Here is a 13,967-nt window from a genome sequence, read left to right on the forward strand (position 1 = left end):
AAATGCTTCTTGGACGCACTGCAAGCGGTCTCTACTGGATGTACCGCTACATCGAGCGCGCGGAGAACACCGCGCGGATCGTCGACGCGGGCCTGCGCATGGCGCTGACGCGCACCGCCGACGCGCCGGCGGAATGGTCGTCGGTGCTGGTCAGCTCGGGCGCCGACGACGGCTTCCGGCAGAAATACGACGAATACACGGTCGACAACGTCGCCGACTACCTGCTGCGCGATCGCGACAATCCGTCGAGCGTGCTGTCGTGCATCGAATACGCGCGGATGAACGCGCGCATGGTGCGCATCGCGCTCACGCGCGAGCTGTGGGAGACCGTCAACGACGCGTGGCAGTCGGTCAAGCGCCTGCTCGCGCGGCCGTTCACGTCGAGCCAGCTGCCGGCGATCCTCGACCACATCAAGCGCGAGACCGCGCTGATGCTCGGCAGCTTCTACAGCACCATGCTGCGCAACGAGATCTTCGATTTCGCCGAGATCGGCGCGTTCATCGAACGGGCCGACAACACCGCGCGGATCCTCGACGTGAAGTACCACCTGCTGTTGCCGTCGGTCTCGCACGTCGGCACCATGATCGACAATTACCAGTGGGAGTCGATCCTGCGCTCGGTGGCGGCGCACCGCTCGTACCGCTGGGTCTACGACGTGCAATACAAGCCGATCAACATCGCCGACTACCTGATCCTGAACGGCCGGATGCCGCGCTCGCTGCGCTATTGCGCGGGCCGCGTGATGTCGAGCCTGAACCGGCTCGGGAGAGATTACGGCGTGACCCACGAATGTCACGATACCGCCGCGAAAATCCTGCAGATGCTGTCCGACAATTCGGTCGAACGGATCTTCAAGAGCGGGCTGCACGAATTCCTGACCGACTTCATCGGCCGGAACAACAGCCTCGGCATCGAAATCGCCCAAGCCTACAACTTCGACTGAGAGAGCTGCCATGCGACTTGCGATCCGCCATATTTCACGCTTTCGATTCGACGACCACGCCACCCACGCGCTGCAGCGCCTGCGCCTGCGGCCGCCGAGCGGTCCCGGCCAGACCGTGCGCGCCTGGCAGGTGACGATCGACGGCGTCGAGCCGACCGTCGGCTACGCGGACGGCCTCGGCAACCGCATCGACCTGGTGCGCCACGATCGCGGCGAGCGGCCCGAGGTGGTGGTGATCGCGGCCGGCGTGGTCGAGACGCAGGACCGCGCCGGCATCGTCGGCGGCGCCGACGACTACGCCGTGCCGTGGATCTTCGAGCGCACCACCGGCTTCACGCAGGCCGGCGAGCGCGTGCGCGAGATCGCCGCCGCGCTGCCGCTCGAGCTTCGCAGCCTCGACGCGCTGCACTGGCTGATGTCGGAAGTCCACGCGCGGATCCGCTACGTGCCCGAGCTGGCCGATGCCGACACCGATGCCGAGCGCGCGCTCGAGGCCGGCGAGGGCACCAGCCGCGACCACGCGCATGCGTTCATCGCGGTGGCGCGCGCGCTGAAGATCCCGGCGCGCTACGTGGCCGGCTATCTGCTGACGGACGGCCCGCTGCAGCGGATCGCCGAGACCATGCAGCAGTCGGGCGGCGCGCAGCAGTCGCAGCGCATGCAGCTCGACGCCGACGGCATCCGCCATGCCGCCGCGGACGCGCCCGAGGCGGTGGCGCGCCAGCAGCAGACCAGCGTCACGACCTATCCGCCGTCGGGCCATGCGTGGGCCGAGGCCTATGTCGAGGGGCTCGGCTGGGTGGGCTTCGATCCGTTCATGAACCGCTGCCCCGACGAGCGCTACGTGCGCGTGGCCGCCGGGCTCGACCACACCGACGCGCGGCCCGTGACGGGAATCGGCGCGGCGCCGGTGGCCGTCGAGATCAGCGTGATCCAGTCGCCCGAACTCGTCTGAGCCCGGCGCGGTGGGCGGGGCCACCGCGCGCCGCGTCCGCGTGAGCGGGATGCATGCGGGCGCCGCGCGTGCCACCGGATGCCCGGACGCCGGAAGCCCGGACGCCGGCTACGCGCCGTCGCCCGGACCTCGTCGCACGAACCCTGTTGCCTGGAACCGCATCGACCGAACCGCCTGACGCCGAACCGAACCGCCTGACGCCGAACCGAACCGCCTGACGCCGAACCGAACCGCCCGACGCCGAACCGAATCGCACCGAACGCAACTGCGCCGAACGCGACCGCTCCGAACGTCGTCGCCCCGAACCGAATCCGCCGCATCGCCGACGGACCTGAACCGAACCGATCGATCCAGACATGTCCATCCACGTCGCGCTTCACCACACCACCCGCTATCGCTATGACCGGCTGGTCGGCCTCGGGCCGCAGATCGTGCGGCTGCGCCCGGCGCCGCACTGCCGGACGCCGATCCTGTCGTACTCGATGAAGGTCGAGCCGGCGCAGCACTTCGTGAACTGGCAGCAGGATCCGTTCGCGAACTATCTGGCGCGGCTCGTGTTCCCCGAGCGCACGCGCGAGTTCGAGATCACCATCGATCTGGTCGCCGAGATGTCGGTCTACAACCCGTTCGACTTCTTCCTGGAAGAGTCGGCCGGCCAGTACCCGTTCGACTACGACGCTGCGCTGCGCGAGGAACTGGCGCCGTATCTGGCCTGCGACGCGGCCACCGGCGCGTCGCCGGTGTTCCGCGACTACCTCGCGGGCATCGATCGCACGCCGGTCGCCACCATCGATTTCCTGGTCGCGCTGAACCAGCAGCTGCAGAAGGACATCCGCTATCTGGTGCGGATGGAGCCCGGCGTGCAGACTCCCGACGAGACGCTGCGCCATGCCTCGGGCTCGTGCCGCGACAGCGGCTGGCTGCTGGTGCAGCTGTGCCGGCATCTGGGCCTCGCCGCGCGCTTCGTGTCGGGCTACCTGATCCAGCTCGCGCCCGACGTCAAGGCACTCGACGGCCCGAGCGGCACCGAAGTCGACTTCACCGACCTGCACGCGTGGTGCGAGGTCTACCTGCCCGGCGCCGGCTGGATCGGCTTCGACCCGACCTCGGGCCTGCTGGCGGGCGAGGGGCACATCCCGCTCGCCTGCACGCCGCAGCCCACCAGCGCCGCGCCCGTCGAAGGGATGATCGACGATTGCGAGGTGGCGTTCGAACACGAAATGGGGGTCACGCGCATCTACGAATCGCCGCGCGTGACCAAGCCCTATACCGACGACCAGTGGGCCGACGTGCTGGAACTGGGCGCGGCGGTGGACGCGCGGCTCGCGGCTGGCGACGTGCGGCTCACGCAGGGCGGCGAGCCGACCTTCGTGTCGATCGACGATCGCGACGGCGCCGAATGGAACACCGACGCGCTCGGGCCGACCAAGCGCGGCTACGCCACCTCGCTGGTGCAGAAGCTGCGCGCCGAGTACGGCACCGGCGGCTTCCTGCATTTCGGCCAGGGCAAGTGGTATCCGGGCGAGCAGCTGCCGCGCTGGGCGCTGTCGGTGTGCTGGCGCAAGGACGGCGAGCCGGTCTGGCACGATCCCGCGCTGTTCGCCGACGAGCGCGAGCCATCGGCCTGCACCAGCGCCGATGCCGAGCGCTTCATCCGCGCGCTGGCCGAGCGGCTCGGGCTGTCGGGCGAGCACATCCGGCCCGGCTTCGAGGACATCTGGTACTACCTGTGGCGCGAACGCCGCCTGCCGGTAAACGTCGATCCGTTCGATTCGCGCCTCGACGACGAACTCGAGCGCGCGCGCCTGCGCAAGGTGTTCGACCAGAAGCTCGACACCGTGATCGGCTACGTGCTCCCGCTCAAGGTATTGCCGCCGTCGCCGGCGCTGGCCGGCCCGCGCTGGGAGACCGGCCCGTGGTTCTTCCGCGACGAGCGCATGTACCTGATTCCCGGCGATTCGCCGATGGGCTACCGGCTGCCGCTCGATTCGCTGCCGTGGGTCAGCGGGACCGACTATCCGTATCTGGTCGATCGCGATCCGTTCGCGCCGCGCGAGCCGCTGCCGGGCGCCGAGGCGCTGCGCGCGCGCTATCTGGCCGCCGCCGACGCGCCGCGCTACCTGAGCGGGCAGCCCGATCCGTGGCTGGCGGGCACGCCGCGGACCACGCAGCAGTCGCGGCTCGACGGGCAGGGGCACGCGTTCGGCGCTCCCGACGGTGGCTTCGACAGCGGCGCCGCCGGCCACGGCGCGCCGCGTGCGTTCGACGCGTCGCCGGCCGGCGCTGCCGCGGGTTCGCGCGAGCCCGGGCGCTTCGAATCGGCGGCCTGGATCACGCGCACCGCGATGTGCGCGCAGGTGCGCGACGGCGTGCTCTACCTGTTCATGCCGCCGCTGGCCGCGCTCGAGGATTATCTCGACCTGCTCGGCGCGATCGAGCTGACCGCGCGCGCGCTCGACGTGAAGCTGGTGCTCGAAGGCTACCCGCCGCCGCGCGATCCGCGCCTCTCGGTGCTGCAGGTCACGCCCGATCCCGGCGTGATCGAGGTGAACATCCATCCCGCGCACGATTTCCCGCAACTGGTGCAGCAGACCGAATTCCTCTACGACGCGGCCTGGCGCACGCGGCTGTCGTCGGAGAAGTTCATGATCGACGGCCGCCACGTGGGCACCGGCGGCGGCAACCACTTCGTGCTGGGTGGCGCGACGCCGGCCGACAGCCCGTTCCTGCGCCGCCCGGACCTGCTCGCGAGCCTGATCGGGTACTGGCACAACCATCCGTCGCTGTCGTACCTGTTCTCGGGCCTGTTCATCGGGCCGACCAGCCAGGCGCCGCGCGTGGACGAGGCGCGCAACGACCAGCTCTACGAGCTCGACATCGCGTTCGGCGAGATCGCGCGCAACAAGCTGCTGTACGGCCAGGACATGCCGCCCTGGCTGGTCGACCGGGTGCTGCGCAACCTGCTGGTGGACGTGACCGGCAACACGCACCGCAGCGAGTTCTGCATCGACAAGCTCTATTCGCCCGATTCATCCACGGGCCGGCTCGGGCTGCTGGAGCTGCGCGCGTTCGAGATGCCGCCGCACGCGCGCATGAGCCTCGTGCAGCAGCTGCTGCTGCGCGCGCTGGTGGCGCGCTTCTGGGACACGCCGTACACCACGCCGCTCACGCGCTGGGGCACCGCGCTGCACGACCGCTTCATGCTGCCCGCGTTCGTGAAGATGGATTTCGACGACGTGATGACCGAGATGCGCGAGGCCGGCTTCGACTTCGACGCGGCCTGGTTCGCGCCGCATTTCGAGTTCCGCTTCCCGCTGTTCGGGCAGGTGGCGGTGCGCGGCATCGAGCTGAACCTGCGCGGCGCGCTGGAGCCGTGGCACGTGATGGGCGAGGAGGGCGCGACGGGCGGCACGGTGCGCTACGTCGATTCCTCGCTGGAGCGGCTCGAGGTGCGCGTGAGCGGGCTCAACGACAACCGCCACGTGGTGACCGTGAACGGCCGCGCGCTGCCGCTGCAGCCCACCGGCACGGTCGGCGAATACGTGGCCGGGGTGCGCTACAAGGCCTGGGCGCCGCCCTCGGCCCTGCATCCGACGATCGGTGTCCACGCGCCGCTCACGTTCGACATCGTCGACACCTGGATGCGGCGTTCGCTCGGCGGCTGCCGCTATCACGTCGCGCACCCGGGCGGGCGCAACTACGCGACGTTCCCGGTCAACGCCTACGAGGCGGAAAGCCGGCGGCTCGCGCGCTTCGTCTCGATCGGCCACACGCCGGGACGCATGGACGTCGCGCCGGCCGCGCCGAGCCGCGAGTTCCCGTGTACGCTCGATCTGCGGCGCGAATGAGGGGCAGCGCGGGCAGGCACGCAAGCGGGGAGGCCGGCACGCTGCGATGCGTCGGGTACGTCACGGCGGGAATGATAGGATTCGGGCTCGACGGGCGGCGCGCGTCGCGGCCCCGGGGGCCGCGGCCGCGCCGGCGTGCCGCCCTGGACTGACGAAACGACATCGTGCTTCCCCATATTACCGACGACCTGGCCGCCGACGACGCCATGCATACGCTGTTCGACACCGGATCGACACAGGACGCCGCCGAGCTCGGCGCGGCGCTCGCCGCCCCGGCGGTGACGGGCCGCTACGACGAGTTGCGCGGCGGCGCCGCCGCGTTGCAGACGGCCGCGCTCGCGCCCGTCTGGCGCGAATTCTTCATGCAGCTCGGCAGCGTCGGCTTCGCCGACCTGGACCGCCGCGCCGAGGCGCTCGAACGGCGCATGCGCGAGAACGGCCTGGCCTACCAGCTGCACGACCAGCACGCGGCCGGCGGCGCCGCGCGGCCCTGGTCGCTCGACCTGCTGCCGATGATCGTCGCGCCGGCCGACTGGGCCGTCATCGAGCGCGGCGTGCTGCAGCGCGTGCGGCTCGCCAACGCGATCGTCGCCGACATCTACGGCGAACAGACCATCCTGAAGGAAGGGCTGCTGCCTCCCGCGCTCGTCACGGGTCATCCCGGCTATCTGCGGCCGATGCGCGGCGCGGCGATCCCGGGCGGCACCTGGCTGCATCTGGCCGCCTTCGACCTGATGCGGATGCCCGACGGCCAATGGCGGCTCATCGCGCAGCACACGCAGGGTCCGACCGGGCTCGGCTATCTGCTGGAGAACCGGCTGATCGTCTCGCGGCTGTTCCCGCGCGCGTTCCGCGGGCTGCGCGTGCAGCGGCTCGCGGCCAGCTATCGCGCGCTGCTGCACAGCATGCAGGACCTGAGTCCGGCCGGGAAGAACTCGCGGATCGTGCTGCTGACGCCGGGCCGCCACGCGCCGACCTATTTCGAGCACGCCTACCTGGCGCGCTATCTCGGCCTCACGCTGGTGGAGGGCGGCGACCTGACCGCGCGTGACAACCGTGTCTATCTGAAGACGCTGAGCGGGCTGGAGCCGGTACACGGCATCCTGCGTCGCGTCGACGACGAGTGGCTCGATCCGCTCGAACTGCGCCCCGATTCGATGCTCGGCGTGCCGGGCCTGCTGCAGGCGGTGCGCGCCGGCAACGTGCTGATCGCCAACGCGCCGGGCTCGGCGTTCCTCGAATCGCCGGGCGTGCTCGGCTTCATGCCGAAGCTCGCCGAGCGCGTCCTCGGCGAGACGCTCGCGCTGCCCGCGCTGCCGACCTGGTGGTGCGGCGAGGCGGCCGCCTGCGCCGACGCGCTGCCGCAGCTCGCGCGCGCCATCATCAGGCCCGCCTATCCGCCCGGCGCGCAGGCGGGCGGGCGCTTCGACCCGGTGATCGGCGCGCGGCTCACCTCGCAGCAGCTCGCCGACTGGCGCGCGCGGATCGCCGCACATCCGGGGCACTACGTGATCCAGTCGGACCTGCCGCCCTCGCAGGCGCCGACCTGGCCCAGCGCGAGCGGCGCGCGTGCCTACGAGGGCGGCGCGCGGATCGTGCCGAAGCCGCTGCTGCTGCGCGTGTTCGCGCTGGCCGACGGCGCGGGCTCGTGGCGCGTGCTGCCGGGCGGGCTGTCGCGCGTGGGCACGCGCGACGAGCTGTTCAACGCGCCGATGCCGCGCGGCGGCAGCAGCGTCGACACCTGGGTGATGACCGAGGGCGCGATCGATCCGACCACGCTGCTGCAGACCCATCTCGGCCCCGACGACCTGATCGCGCGGCCGCGCACCATTTCGAGCCGCGCCGCCGAGAACCTGTTCTGGCTCGGCCGCTACACCGAGCGCGCGGCGAACCTCACGCGCCTCGCGCGCGCCGCGTTCGAGCGGCTGCGCGGCGAGGACGATCTCGACAGCCCGGCGCACCTCGAACTGCTCGACGCGCTGTGTCGCGAGAACGGCCTGATCCCGTCCGGCACGCGCCCGGCCGCCACCTCGCCGCGCGAGTTCCAGCAGACGCTGGCGCGCGCGCTGTCGCGGCGCGCCGACCCCGGCTCGGGCATCGCCGCCTGCGTGTTCGGCATGCGCGGGGCCGCCGCCGCGATCCGCGAGCGGCTCTCGCGCGACCAGTGGCGGCTGATCGACGACGCGACGCAATGGTTCGACGAAAGCGCCGGCGCCGAGGACGAGCCCGAGGAGCAGCTCGGCAACGCCGCGCTGCAGATGCTCGACCGCCTGAACCTGCTGCTCTCGGCGATCACCGGCGCGCAGACCGACAACATGACGCGCGATGACGGCTGGCGCCTGCTGTCGATCGGGCGCCAGATCGACCGGATCGATTTCCTGTCGGGCGTGCTGCGCTTCGCGTTCGAGGACGGCGCCGTGACCAAGCAGGACGGCTTCGAACTCGTGCTGGAGCTGTTCGACAGCACCATCACGTTCCGCTCGCAGTTCCAGCGCTGCTTCGACGTCGCGCCGCTGATCTCGCTGGTGGTGCTCGACGGCGACAACCCGCGCTCGCTCGCCTGGGTCGTGCAGAAGATGCAGGGCCGGCTGACCAAGGTCGAGCATGGCGAGGGCTATGCGCTGTCGGATCTGTCGGAGACGCTGCCGGTGCCCGGCGAGTGGTCGCTGCACGCGCTGTGCGAGACCGACGGGGACGGCCGCCACGCGGTGCTGCTCGAGCATCTGCAGACGCTCGGCCGGGCCGCCTGGGATCTGTCGAACCGGATCGGCGAACGTTACTTCAGTCATGTGCGGGAAGCAGGCAGGTCGTTATGGGGATGAGCGTGAACGGCGCGGACAAAGCCCGGCACGTGCAGCACGAGGGGCTGGACGGCGGGGATCGGCGCGATGGCGAGGCGGGCGCCGCGCAGGCCGGCGCGCGCCGGCCCGGGGACGCCGCGGCGGCCGGCCCGGCGCGGGCCGTGACGGCCGAGGCGGCGGCGGTGTCGGCGGTGTCGGCGGCCGGGGCGTCGCGTGACGCGGCGCCGGTCGGGGGCGCGGCGGGAGCTTCGGCGGCATCGAGCACCGCCGCGGCTGCCGTTGCGGGAGCGGCTGCCGGCACCGCGGCCGCCACGGCTTCGGCCACCGCTGCCGCTGCCGCTGCGGCAGCCGCAGGCGCGCGGCCGGCCGTCTCGGCGGTGGAGCCGCGCACGCTGCGCGTCACGCACGACACGCATTACCGCTACGCGGCGCGCGTCGAGTCGGCCCAGCATCAGGCACGGCTCAGGCCGCTCGACCTGCCGCGCCAGCAGCTGCTCGATTTCGCGATCGAGATCGAGCCGCGTCCGGAAGGCGTGAGCGCCGAAATCGACGCGTTCGGCAACCAGCGCACCTCGTTCGCGCTGAACCAGCCGCACGAGGAACTGTTCGTGCGCAGCCGCAGCCTGGTGCGCGTGAGCCCGCCGACGCTGACGGCCGGCAAGCGCGGCGAGCCTCCTCCCGCGATCGCGAGGCCCGCGCCGGGTACCGCGAGCGCATGGGAGACGGTGCGCGATACGCTGACGTTCCGCGCCGGGCAGGCCTACGACGCCGCGAGCGAGTTCGTGTTTCCGTCCACCCACGTGGCCTGCCACGCCGATCTGGCCGCCTACGCGGCGCGCAGCTTCACGCCGGGGCGGCCGCTCGTGCAGGCCGCCTGGGACCTGATGCGGTGCATCCACGCCGAGTTCGCCTATACGCCGAACAGCACCGACGTCAACACCACGGCGCTCGATGCGCTCGCGCTGCGCCGCGGCGTCTGCCAGGATTTCGCGCACGTGATGATCGGCGCGATGCGCTCGCTCGGGCTCGCCGCGCGCTACGTCAGCGGCTATCTGCTGACCCAGCCGCCGCCGGGCCAGCCGCGCCTGATTGGCGCCGACGCCTCGCATGCCTGGGTCGAGGCGTACGACCCGGCATGGCCCGAGGACGGCGGCTGGCTGCAGCTCGATCCGACCAACGATCGCGCGCCCGGCAACGACTACGTGATGCTGTCGATCGGCCGCGATTACGCCGACGTCACGCCGCTGCGCGGCGTGATTCGCGGTGGCGGCGCCGATCAGGTGCTGGCGGTGGGCGTCACGGTCGAGCCGCTCGACGAAGCGCCCGCGGCCGGCTGAGATCCGGCGCGCCTGCCTTCGCGCGGCGCGCGCGGCCGCCCGCTCGCGCCGGCATGACGAGTGCCCGACGCGTCACGCCGAACGCGCCGAATCGCGGGTGGCCGGCCGAGTGCCGACGCGCTCCCTCTCGCGCCACGCGTGGCGGCTCGACTGCCCGCGCCGGCCTGACAAATGCCCGGCACATCACGCCGAACTCGCGGCGGCGCCCCGGTTCACCGGCGCCGTCATGCATCCGGCAATGAAACGTCCGGTCCCCCGCCGTCAACCCGCGGCGACAGCATCCGATCGCGTGTTTTGCCGAGCTTCCCGCGTGGTGCGATACTGGCGCCTGCCGGAGCGGACGGTCGGTCTCGACGGCGCGACTGGCCCGGTATCCGACTGATGAAAGCCCGCCGCGCCGCCGCGCCTGCGGACCGTTTCGACCGGCTCCGTCGCCACGTGGGCCGGCTCGTGCCCGCGTGGCCAATCCGGACGTGGCACGAGCGCGCCGCGCCATGGCACGCGCGCGTTCCCGGCCGCATCGTCGCTGCTGGCCGGGCAGCATCACAGGCATAGGAGTCATAGGCGCATGATCAGGCAAGGGGCGGGAGTCCAGGCATTCACGGCGAACGGCGAGCGTGGCAACGCCGCGTTCGTGTTCGCCACGCAGGCACACGAGCGCGTCGATATCGACGCCTGCATCGCGCTGTCGGCGCAGCTGCAAAGCGAGGTCGCGTGGCTGCGGCGCGATCCGGGCGTGCCGGGTCTGGGCCTGCGCTTTTTCACGCCGGGCGGCGAGATCGCGTTCTGCGGTCACGGCGTGCTGGCGTCGGCCGCCTGGCTCGACGCGTTCGACGGCGAGCAGGCCAGCCACGCGTTCGAGGTCAGCGGCGCGGCGGTCTCGGTCGAGCGCGACGGGGCGGGCCGCTGGTTCTATCTGCAGGATGAAGGCAGCTCGGAGTCGGTCGATCTGTGGCTGCTCGACGACGCGCTGCGCGCGCTCGGCCTGACCCACACCGACGCCTTGCGCGCGGGCGGAGCGAAGCTCTCGCGCACGGTGGGCGCGCCGCGCGAGAAGCTGCTGCTCGAATTGCCCGATGCGCTGCTGCTGGGCGAGATCGACCTCGATCCGGCGCGTCGCGACGCGCTGTGCGAGCGGCTCGGCACGACCGGCATCTATGCGTTCGCCGTGAAGGATCGGGAGCAGCCGCGCCTGGCCGCGCGCCATTTCGCGATCCGGGTCGGCACGCAGGAAGACATGGCCACCGGCAGCGTCGCGCCGACCGTGGTGCGCCATGCCGGGCTGTCGGGCGAGACCGGCGACGTCGTGATCGACCAGGGCGGCCCCGGGTGCAACAACGCGCGGCTGTTCGTGTCCGCCGCGATGTTCGGCACCGCCCGACGCGTGGCCGGCGAATGCGTGATCGGACCCGAGGCGCCGCTCGTCGGCATCGTCAGCACGGTGTCCTGAGACGATGCGCGGCGTGTCGGGGCCACCCGCGCGCCGCGCTCAATGCCGATTCCCTCCGGAGCCCGGGCGAAGTCCCGTCGCGCCGAATCGTTCGCCGCCTCCCCCGAGTTCCGCCGGCCGCGTGTCGGTCATTCCGTCATTCGGCCGTGCAGCGTGAGTGCGGCGCCGGCGCGGGCAGCTCGTCGTCGGCGGCGGCGCGCACGAAATGATGCTCGAGACGAATCCGCAGCACGCCGTCGAGCCCCAGCAGCTGTTCGCGCAGCGTCCGGGCGCGCCGTTCGCCGATGCCCTCGAGCACGATCCGGTGAGCGTCCACCTGCCGGCAGCGCACCACGACGATGTCGCCGACCCGGGCGTCCTGTTCCCGCAGATGGCCCTGCACGCGCGAGGCGACCCGCCGGTCGGCAACGGAGACGAGATGGAGGATGTGGGTCAGCCTGAAACCCGGCAGATAGAACGAGGAATCCGCGATGAGCTCCGCGACGGGTTGCGGGCAGGGCTTCTGGTGCATGAGGGCTCCGGGGTAAGGGGTGTTCGAACCGGTGCCAGCCATGCCGTCCCGTTTCGTTGCCGACTATCGGCCGCATCGCCTGAAGGCTTCCACCTTGCCCGGGTAGGCAGGTTGGCGTCGGAGGACAGACTCCCGACTCTTGATGCATGCGACATGATAGGAAAAAACCGCGCGCCTGCCAACCGGGAACTGGGGGCGGACTCGGGTGTGCGGTTCCGTATCGGTCGGGAGCCGGCGCGCAGTCGCCGCCGCGCCGCGCACCGGCGGGCTCGCCGGCCGCGTTCAGCCGTGCAGGGCAGCCGGTGCGGCGCGCGAGGCGCGGGCGCCGGCCGCTGCGCCGCGCGGCGGCCGGCGTGCCGTGGCGCCGGCCTTTGCGCGCTTTGCCGTGAGCAGCAGCAACGCCGCGAACCGCGCCTCATCGCTGCGCAGGCCGCGCGGCACCGGGCAGGGGCCGAGCAGGCACAGTTCGCCGGCCTCGAAGCTGTCGAGCACCACCGGATGGATATAGCAGCGCCGGCAGACCGCCGGCGTGTTGCGCAGCAGCGTCGAGACCGCGCGCACCGTCTCGACGATCTGCTTGCGCGCGCTGGTGGCGTCGCGCCACTCCATGCGCCGCAGCGCAGTCAGCGCCAGCACGCTGCCGGCCCAGGTCCGGTAGTCCTTGGCGGTGAAATCGGCGCCGCTGGCCTCGCGCAGGTAATCGTTGATGTCGGCCGAGCCGACCGCGTGGCGCGTGCCGTCGTCGTCGACATACTGAAACAGGTCGTGGCCGGGCAGCTCGGCGCAGCGCAGCAGGATGCGCTTCACGCGTGGATCTTCGATGCGCACGTCGTGCGCGATGCCGCTCTTGCCGGTGAAGCAGAGCCGCACGCTGGCGGCGCGCACCTTCAGGTGGCGCTTGCGCAGCGTGGTGAGCCCGTACGAGTCGTTGTCGCGCGCGTATTCGGGGCTGCCGATCCGCACCAGCGTGGTATCGAGCAGGCGCACCACGGTGGCCGCGACCTTGTCGCGCGACATGCCCGGCTTCGCGAGATCGCGCGTGACGCGCGCACGGATTTTCGACAGTGCATGGCCGAACGCGGCCATCCGCGCATACTTGTTGGCGTCGCGGATTTCGCGCCATAACGGGTGATAGCGATACTGCTTGCGGCCGCGCGCGTCGCGTCCGGTCGCCTGCAGGTGGCCGCGTGGGTCGGGGCAGATCCAGACGTCGGTGTAGGCGGGCGGGATCGCGAGCGCGTCGATGCGTGCGATTTCGTCGGCGTCGCGAATCCGCGCGCCGTCAAGGTCGTAGTAGGCGAATCCGGCGCGCGTGCGGCGCCGCGTGTAGCCGGGGCGCTGGTCGTCGACGTGCCGCAGCGCGGCGCCTGCCGTTACCGGCTTCGGCGCCACCCGGGGGGGCCGCGGCCCGGCCGCCTCGCGCCGCCGCGTCGCCATCAGGCCTGCTTCCCCGCGCCGCCGCGCTTGCCGGTCTCGGGCCGTGCGGCGAGGCTGTCGATCAGCGTCGACACGAACGCATCGAGATCGTCGGGCTTGCGGCTCGTGATCAGGTTGCCGTCCTTCACCACGCGCTCGTCCACCCATTGGCCGCCCGCGTTGCGGATGTCGTCCTGCAGGCTCGGCCAGCTCGTCATGCGGCGGCCCTCGACGATGCCCGCCGACACCGGCAGCCAGCCGCCGTGGCAGATCACGGCGATTGGCTTGTCGGCCTGGTGCGCGGCGGTGACGAACTCGCGCGCGGCCGGGATCATCCGGATCGCGTCGCCGTTCACCACGCCGCCCGGCAGCACGACGGCGTCGTAGTCGTCGGCCTTCGCCTGCTCGAACGTCAGGTCGACCTTGGTGCGCTCGCCCTTGTCCACATGCTTGAATCCCTGGATCTCGCCGGGTTTCTGCGAGATCACCTCGACCTTCGCGCCCTCGGCCTGCAGCGCGCGCTGCGGCTCCGTCAGTTCGACCTGCTCGAAACCGTCTACGGCCAGGATCGCGATCCTGCAATCATTCAGCTTGCCACTCATGGAAACCTCCTTCGTCGATGGGGCGGCATCGGTCATGCCGGCGATGACGAGGTTCAGCAAGCACCGTGCCGGGCGGCCGGGCCGCCGCGGGGCGCCGGGCTGC

At 71.6% G+C, this 13,967-nt stretch carries 9 protein-coding genes and 1 riboswitch; of the genes, 6 read left to right on the forward strand and 3 right to left on the reverse strand.

Annotated features, from left to right (window positions below):
- The first annotated feature begins 2 nt into the window (after positions 1 to 2).
- The 6 genes from bpln_RS23965 to bpln_RS23990 all read left to right on the forward strand — a co-directional run bounded on the left by bpln_RS23965 (position 3) and on the right by bpln_RS23990 (position 11,335).
- The gene (locus bpln_RS23965; RefSeq protein ID WP_042627735.1) at positions 3 to 944 is read left to right on the forward strand and encodes an alpha-E domain-containing protein; all 942 of its coding nucleotides are present in this window, start codon (positions 3 to 5) and stop codon (positions 942 to 944) included.
- A 10-nt stretch (positions 945 to 954) separates the two neighbouring features.
- Entirely contained in the window at positions 955 to 1,899 is a 945-nt protein-coding gene (locus tag bpln_RS23970; RefSeq protein WP_055140203.1) for a transglutaminase family protein, read from the forward strand.
- A 356-nt stretch (positions 1,900 to 2,255) separates the two neighbouring features.
- Entirely contained in the window at positions 2,256 to 5,747 is a 3,492-nt protein-coding gene (locus tag bpln_RS23975) for a transglutaminase family protein (protein ID WP_055140204.1), read from the forward strand.
- A gap of 206 nt (positions 5,748 to 5,953) precedes the next feature.
- Complete coding sequence (locus bpln_RS23980) at positions 5,954 to 8,569, forward strand: circularly permuted type 2 ATP-grasp protein (protein ID WP_148654265.1); 2,616 nt, start codon at positions 5,954 to 5,956, stop codon at positions 8,567 to 8,569.
- Between the two features lie 356 nt (positions 8,570 to 8,925).
- On the forward strand, positions 8,926 to 9,885 hold the full coding sequence (locus bpln_RS23985) for a transglutaminase family protein (protein ID WP_055141198.1): 960 nt from the start codon (positions 8,926 to 8,928) through the stop codon (positions 9,883 to 9,885).
- Between the two features lie 568 nt (positions 9,886 to 10,453).
- Positions 10,454 to 11,335, forward strand: coding sequence for a PhzF family phenazine biosynthesis protein (locus bpln_RS23990; protein WP_042627739.1), 882 nt, complete (start codon positions 10,454 to 10,456; stop codon positions 11,333 to 11,335).
- Positions 11,336 to 11,471: 136 nt separating this feature from the next.
- On the opposite strand, the gene bpln_RS23995 is transcribed toward bpln_RS23990, so the two are convergent.
- The 3 genes from bpln_RS23995 to bpln_RS24005 all read right to left on the reverse strand — a co-directional run bounded on the left by bpln_RS23995 (position 11,472) and on the right by bpln_RS24005 (position 13,864).
- Positions 11,472 to 11,846 carry a hypothetical protein gene (locus tag bpln_RS23995; RefSeq protein ID WP_055140206.1) on the reverse strand — a complete coding sequence of 125 codons (375 nt, stop codon included), beginning with the start codon at positions 11,844 to 11,846 and terminating at the stop codon, positions 11,472 to 11,474.
- 42 nt (positions 11,847 to 11,888) lie between these two features.
- Positions 11,889 to 11,997: riboswitch (SAM-I-IV-variant riboswitch) on the reverse strand.
- Positions 11,998 to 12,128: 131 nt separating this feature from the next.
- A complete protein-coding gene (locus bpln_RS24000) occupies positions 12,129 to 13,283 on the reverse strand; it encodes a DNA topoisomerase IB (RefSeq protein ID WP_055140207.1) in 1,155 nt (384 codons plus the stop codon).
- Entirely contained in the window at positions 13,283 to 13,864 is a 582-nt protein-coding gene (locus bpln_RS24005) for a type 1 glutamine amidotransferase domain-containing protein (protein ID WP_042627741.1), read from the reverse strand. Before bpln_RS24005 ends, bpln_RS24000 begins: the two co-directional genes overlap by 1 nt.
- Between the last annotated feature and the right edge of the window lie 103 nt (positions 13,865 to 13,967).

The organism is Burkholderia plantarii (genome assembly GCF_001411805.1).
Lineage (GTDB): Bacteria > Pseudomonadota > Gammaproteobacteria > Burkholderiales > Burkholderiaceae > Burkholderia > Burkholderia plantarii.

Excerpts from the sequence above, each read along its gene's own strand:
- bpln_RS23965 (WP_042627735.1), top strand. The coding sequence starts at position 3 with ATGCTTCTTGGACGCACTGCAAGCGGTCTCTACTGGATGTACCGCTAC.
- bpln_RS23995 (WP_055140206.1), bottom strand. The coding sequence starts at position 11,846 with ATGCACCAGAAGCCCTGCCCGCAACCCGTCGCGGAGCTCATCGCGGAT.
- bpln_RS23990 (WP_042627739.1), top strand. The coding sequence starts at position 10,454 with ATGATCAGGCAAGGGGCGGGAGTCCAGGCATTCACGGCGAACGGCGAG.
- bpln_RS23970 (WP_055140203.1), top strand. The coding sequence starts at position 955 with ATGCGACTTGCGATCCGCCATATTTCACGCTTTCGATTCGACGACCAC.
- bpln_RS24000 (WP_055140207.1), bottom strand. The coding sequence starts at position 13,283 with ATGGCGACGCGGCGGCGCGAGGCGGCCGGGCCGCGGCCCCCCCGGGTG.
- bpln_RS24005 (WP_042627741.1), bottom strand. The coding sequence starts at position 13,864 with ATGAGTGGCAAGCTGAATGATTGCAGGATCGCGATCCTGGCCGTAGAC.
- bpln_RS23980 (WP_148654265.1), top strand. The coding sequence starts at position 5,954 with ATGCATACGCTGTTCGACACCGGATCGACACAGGACGCCGCCGAGCTC.
- bpln_RS23975 (WP_055140204.1), top strand. The coding sequence starts at position 2,256 with ATGTCCATCCACGTCGCGCTTCACCACACCACCCGCTATCGCTATGAC.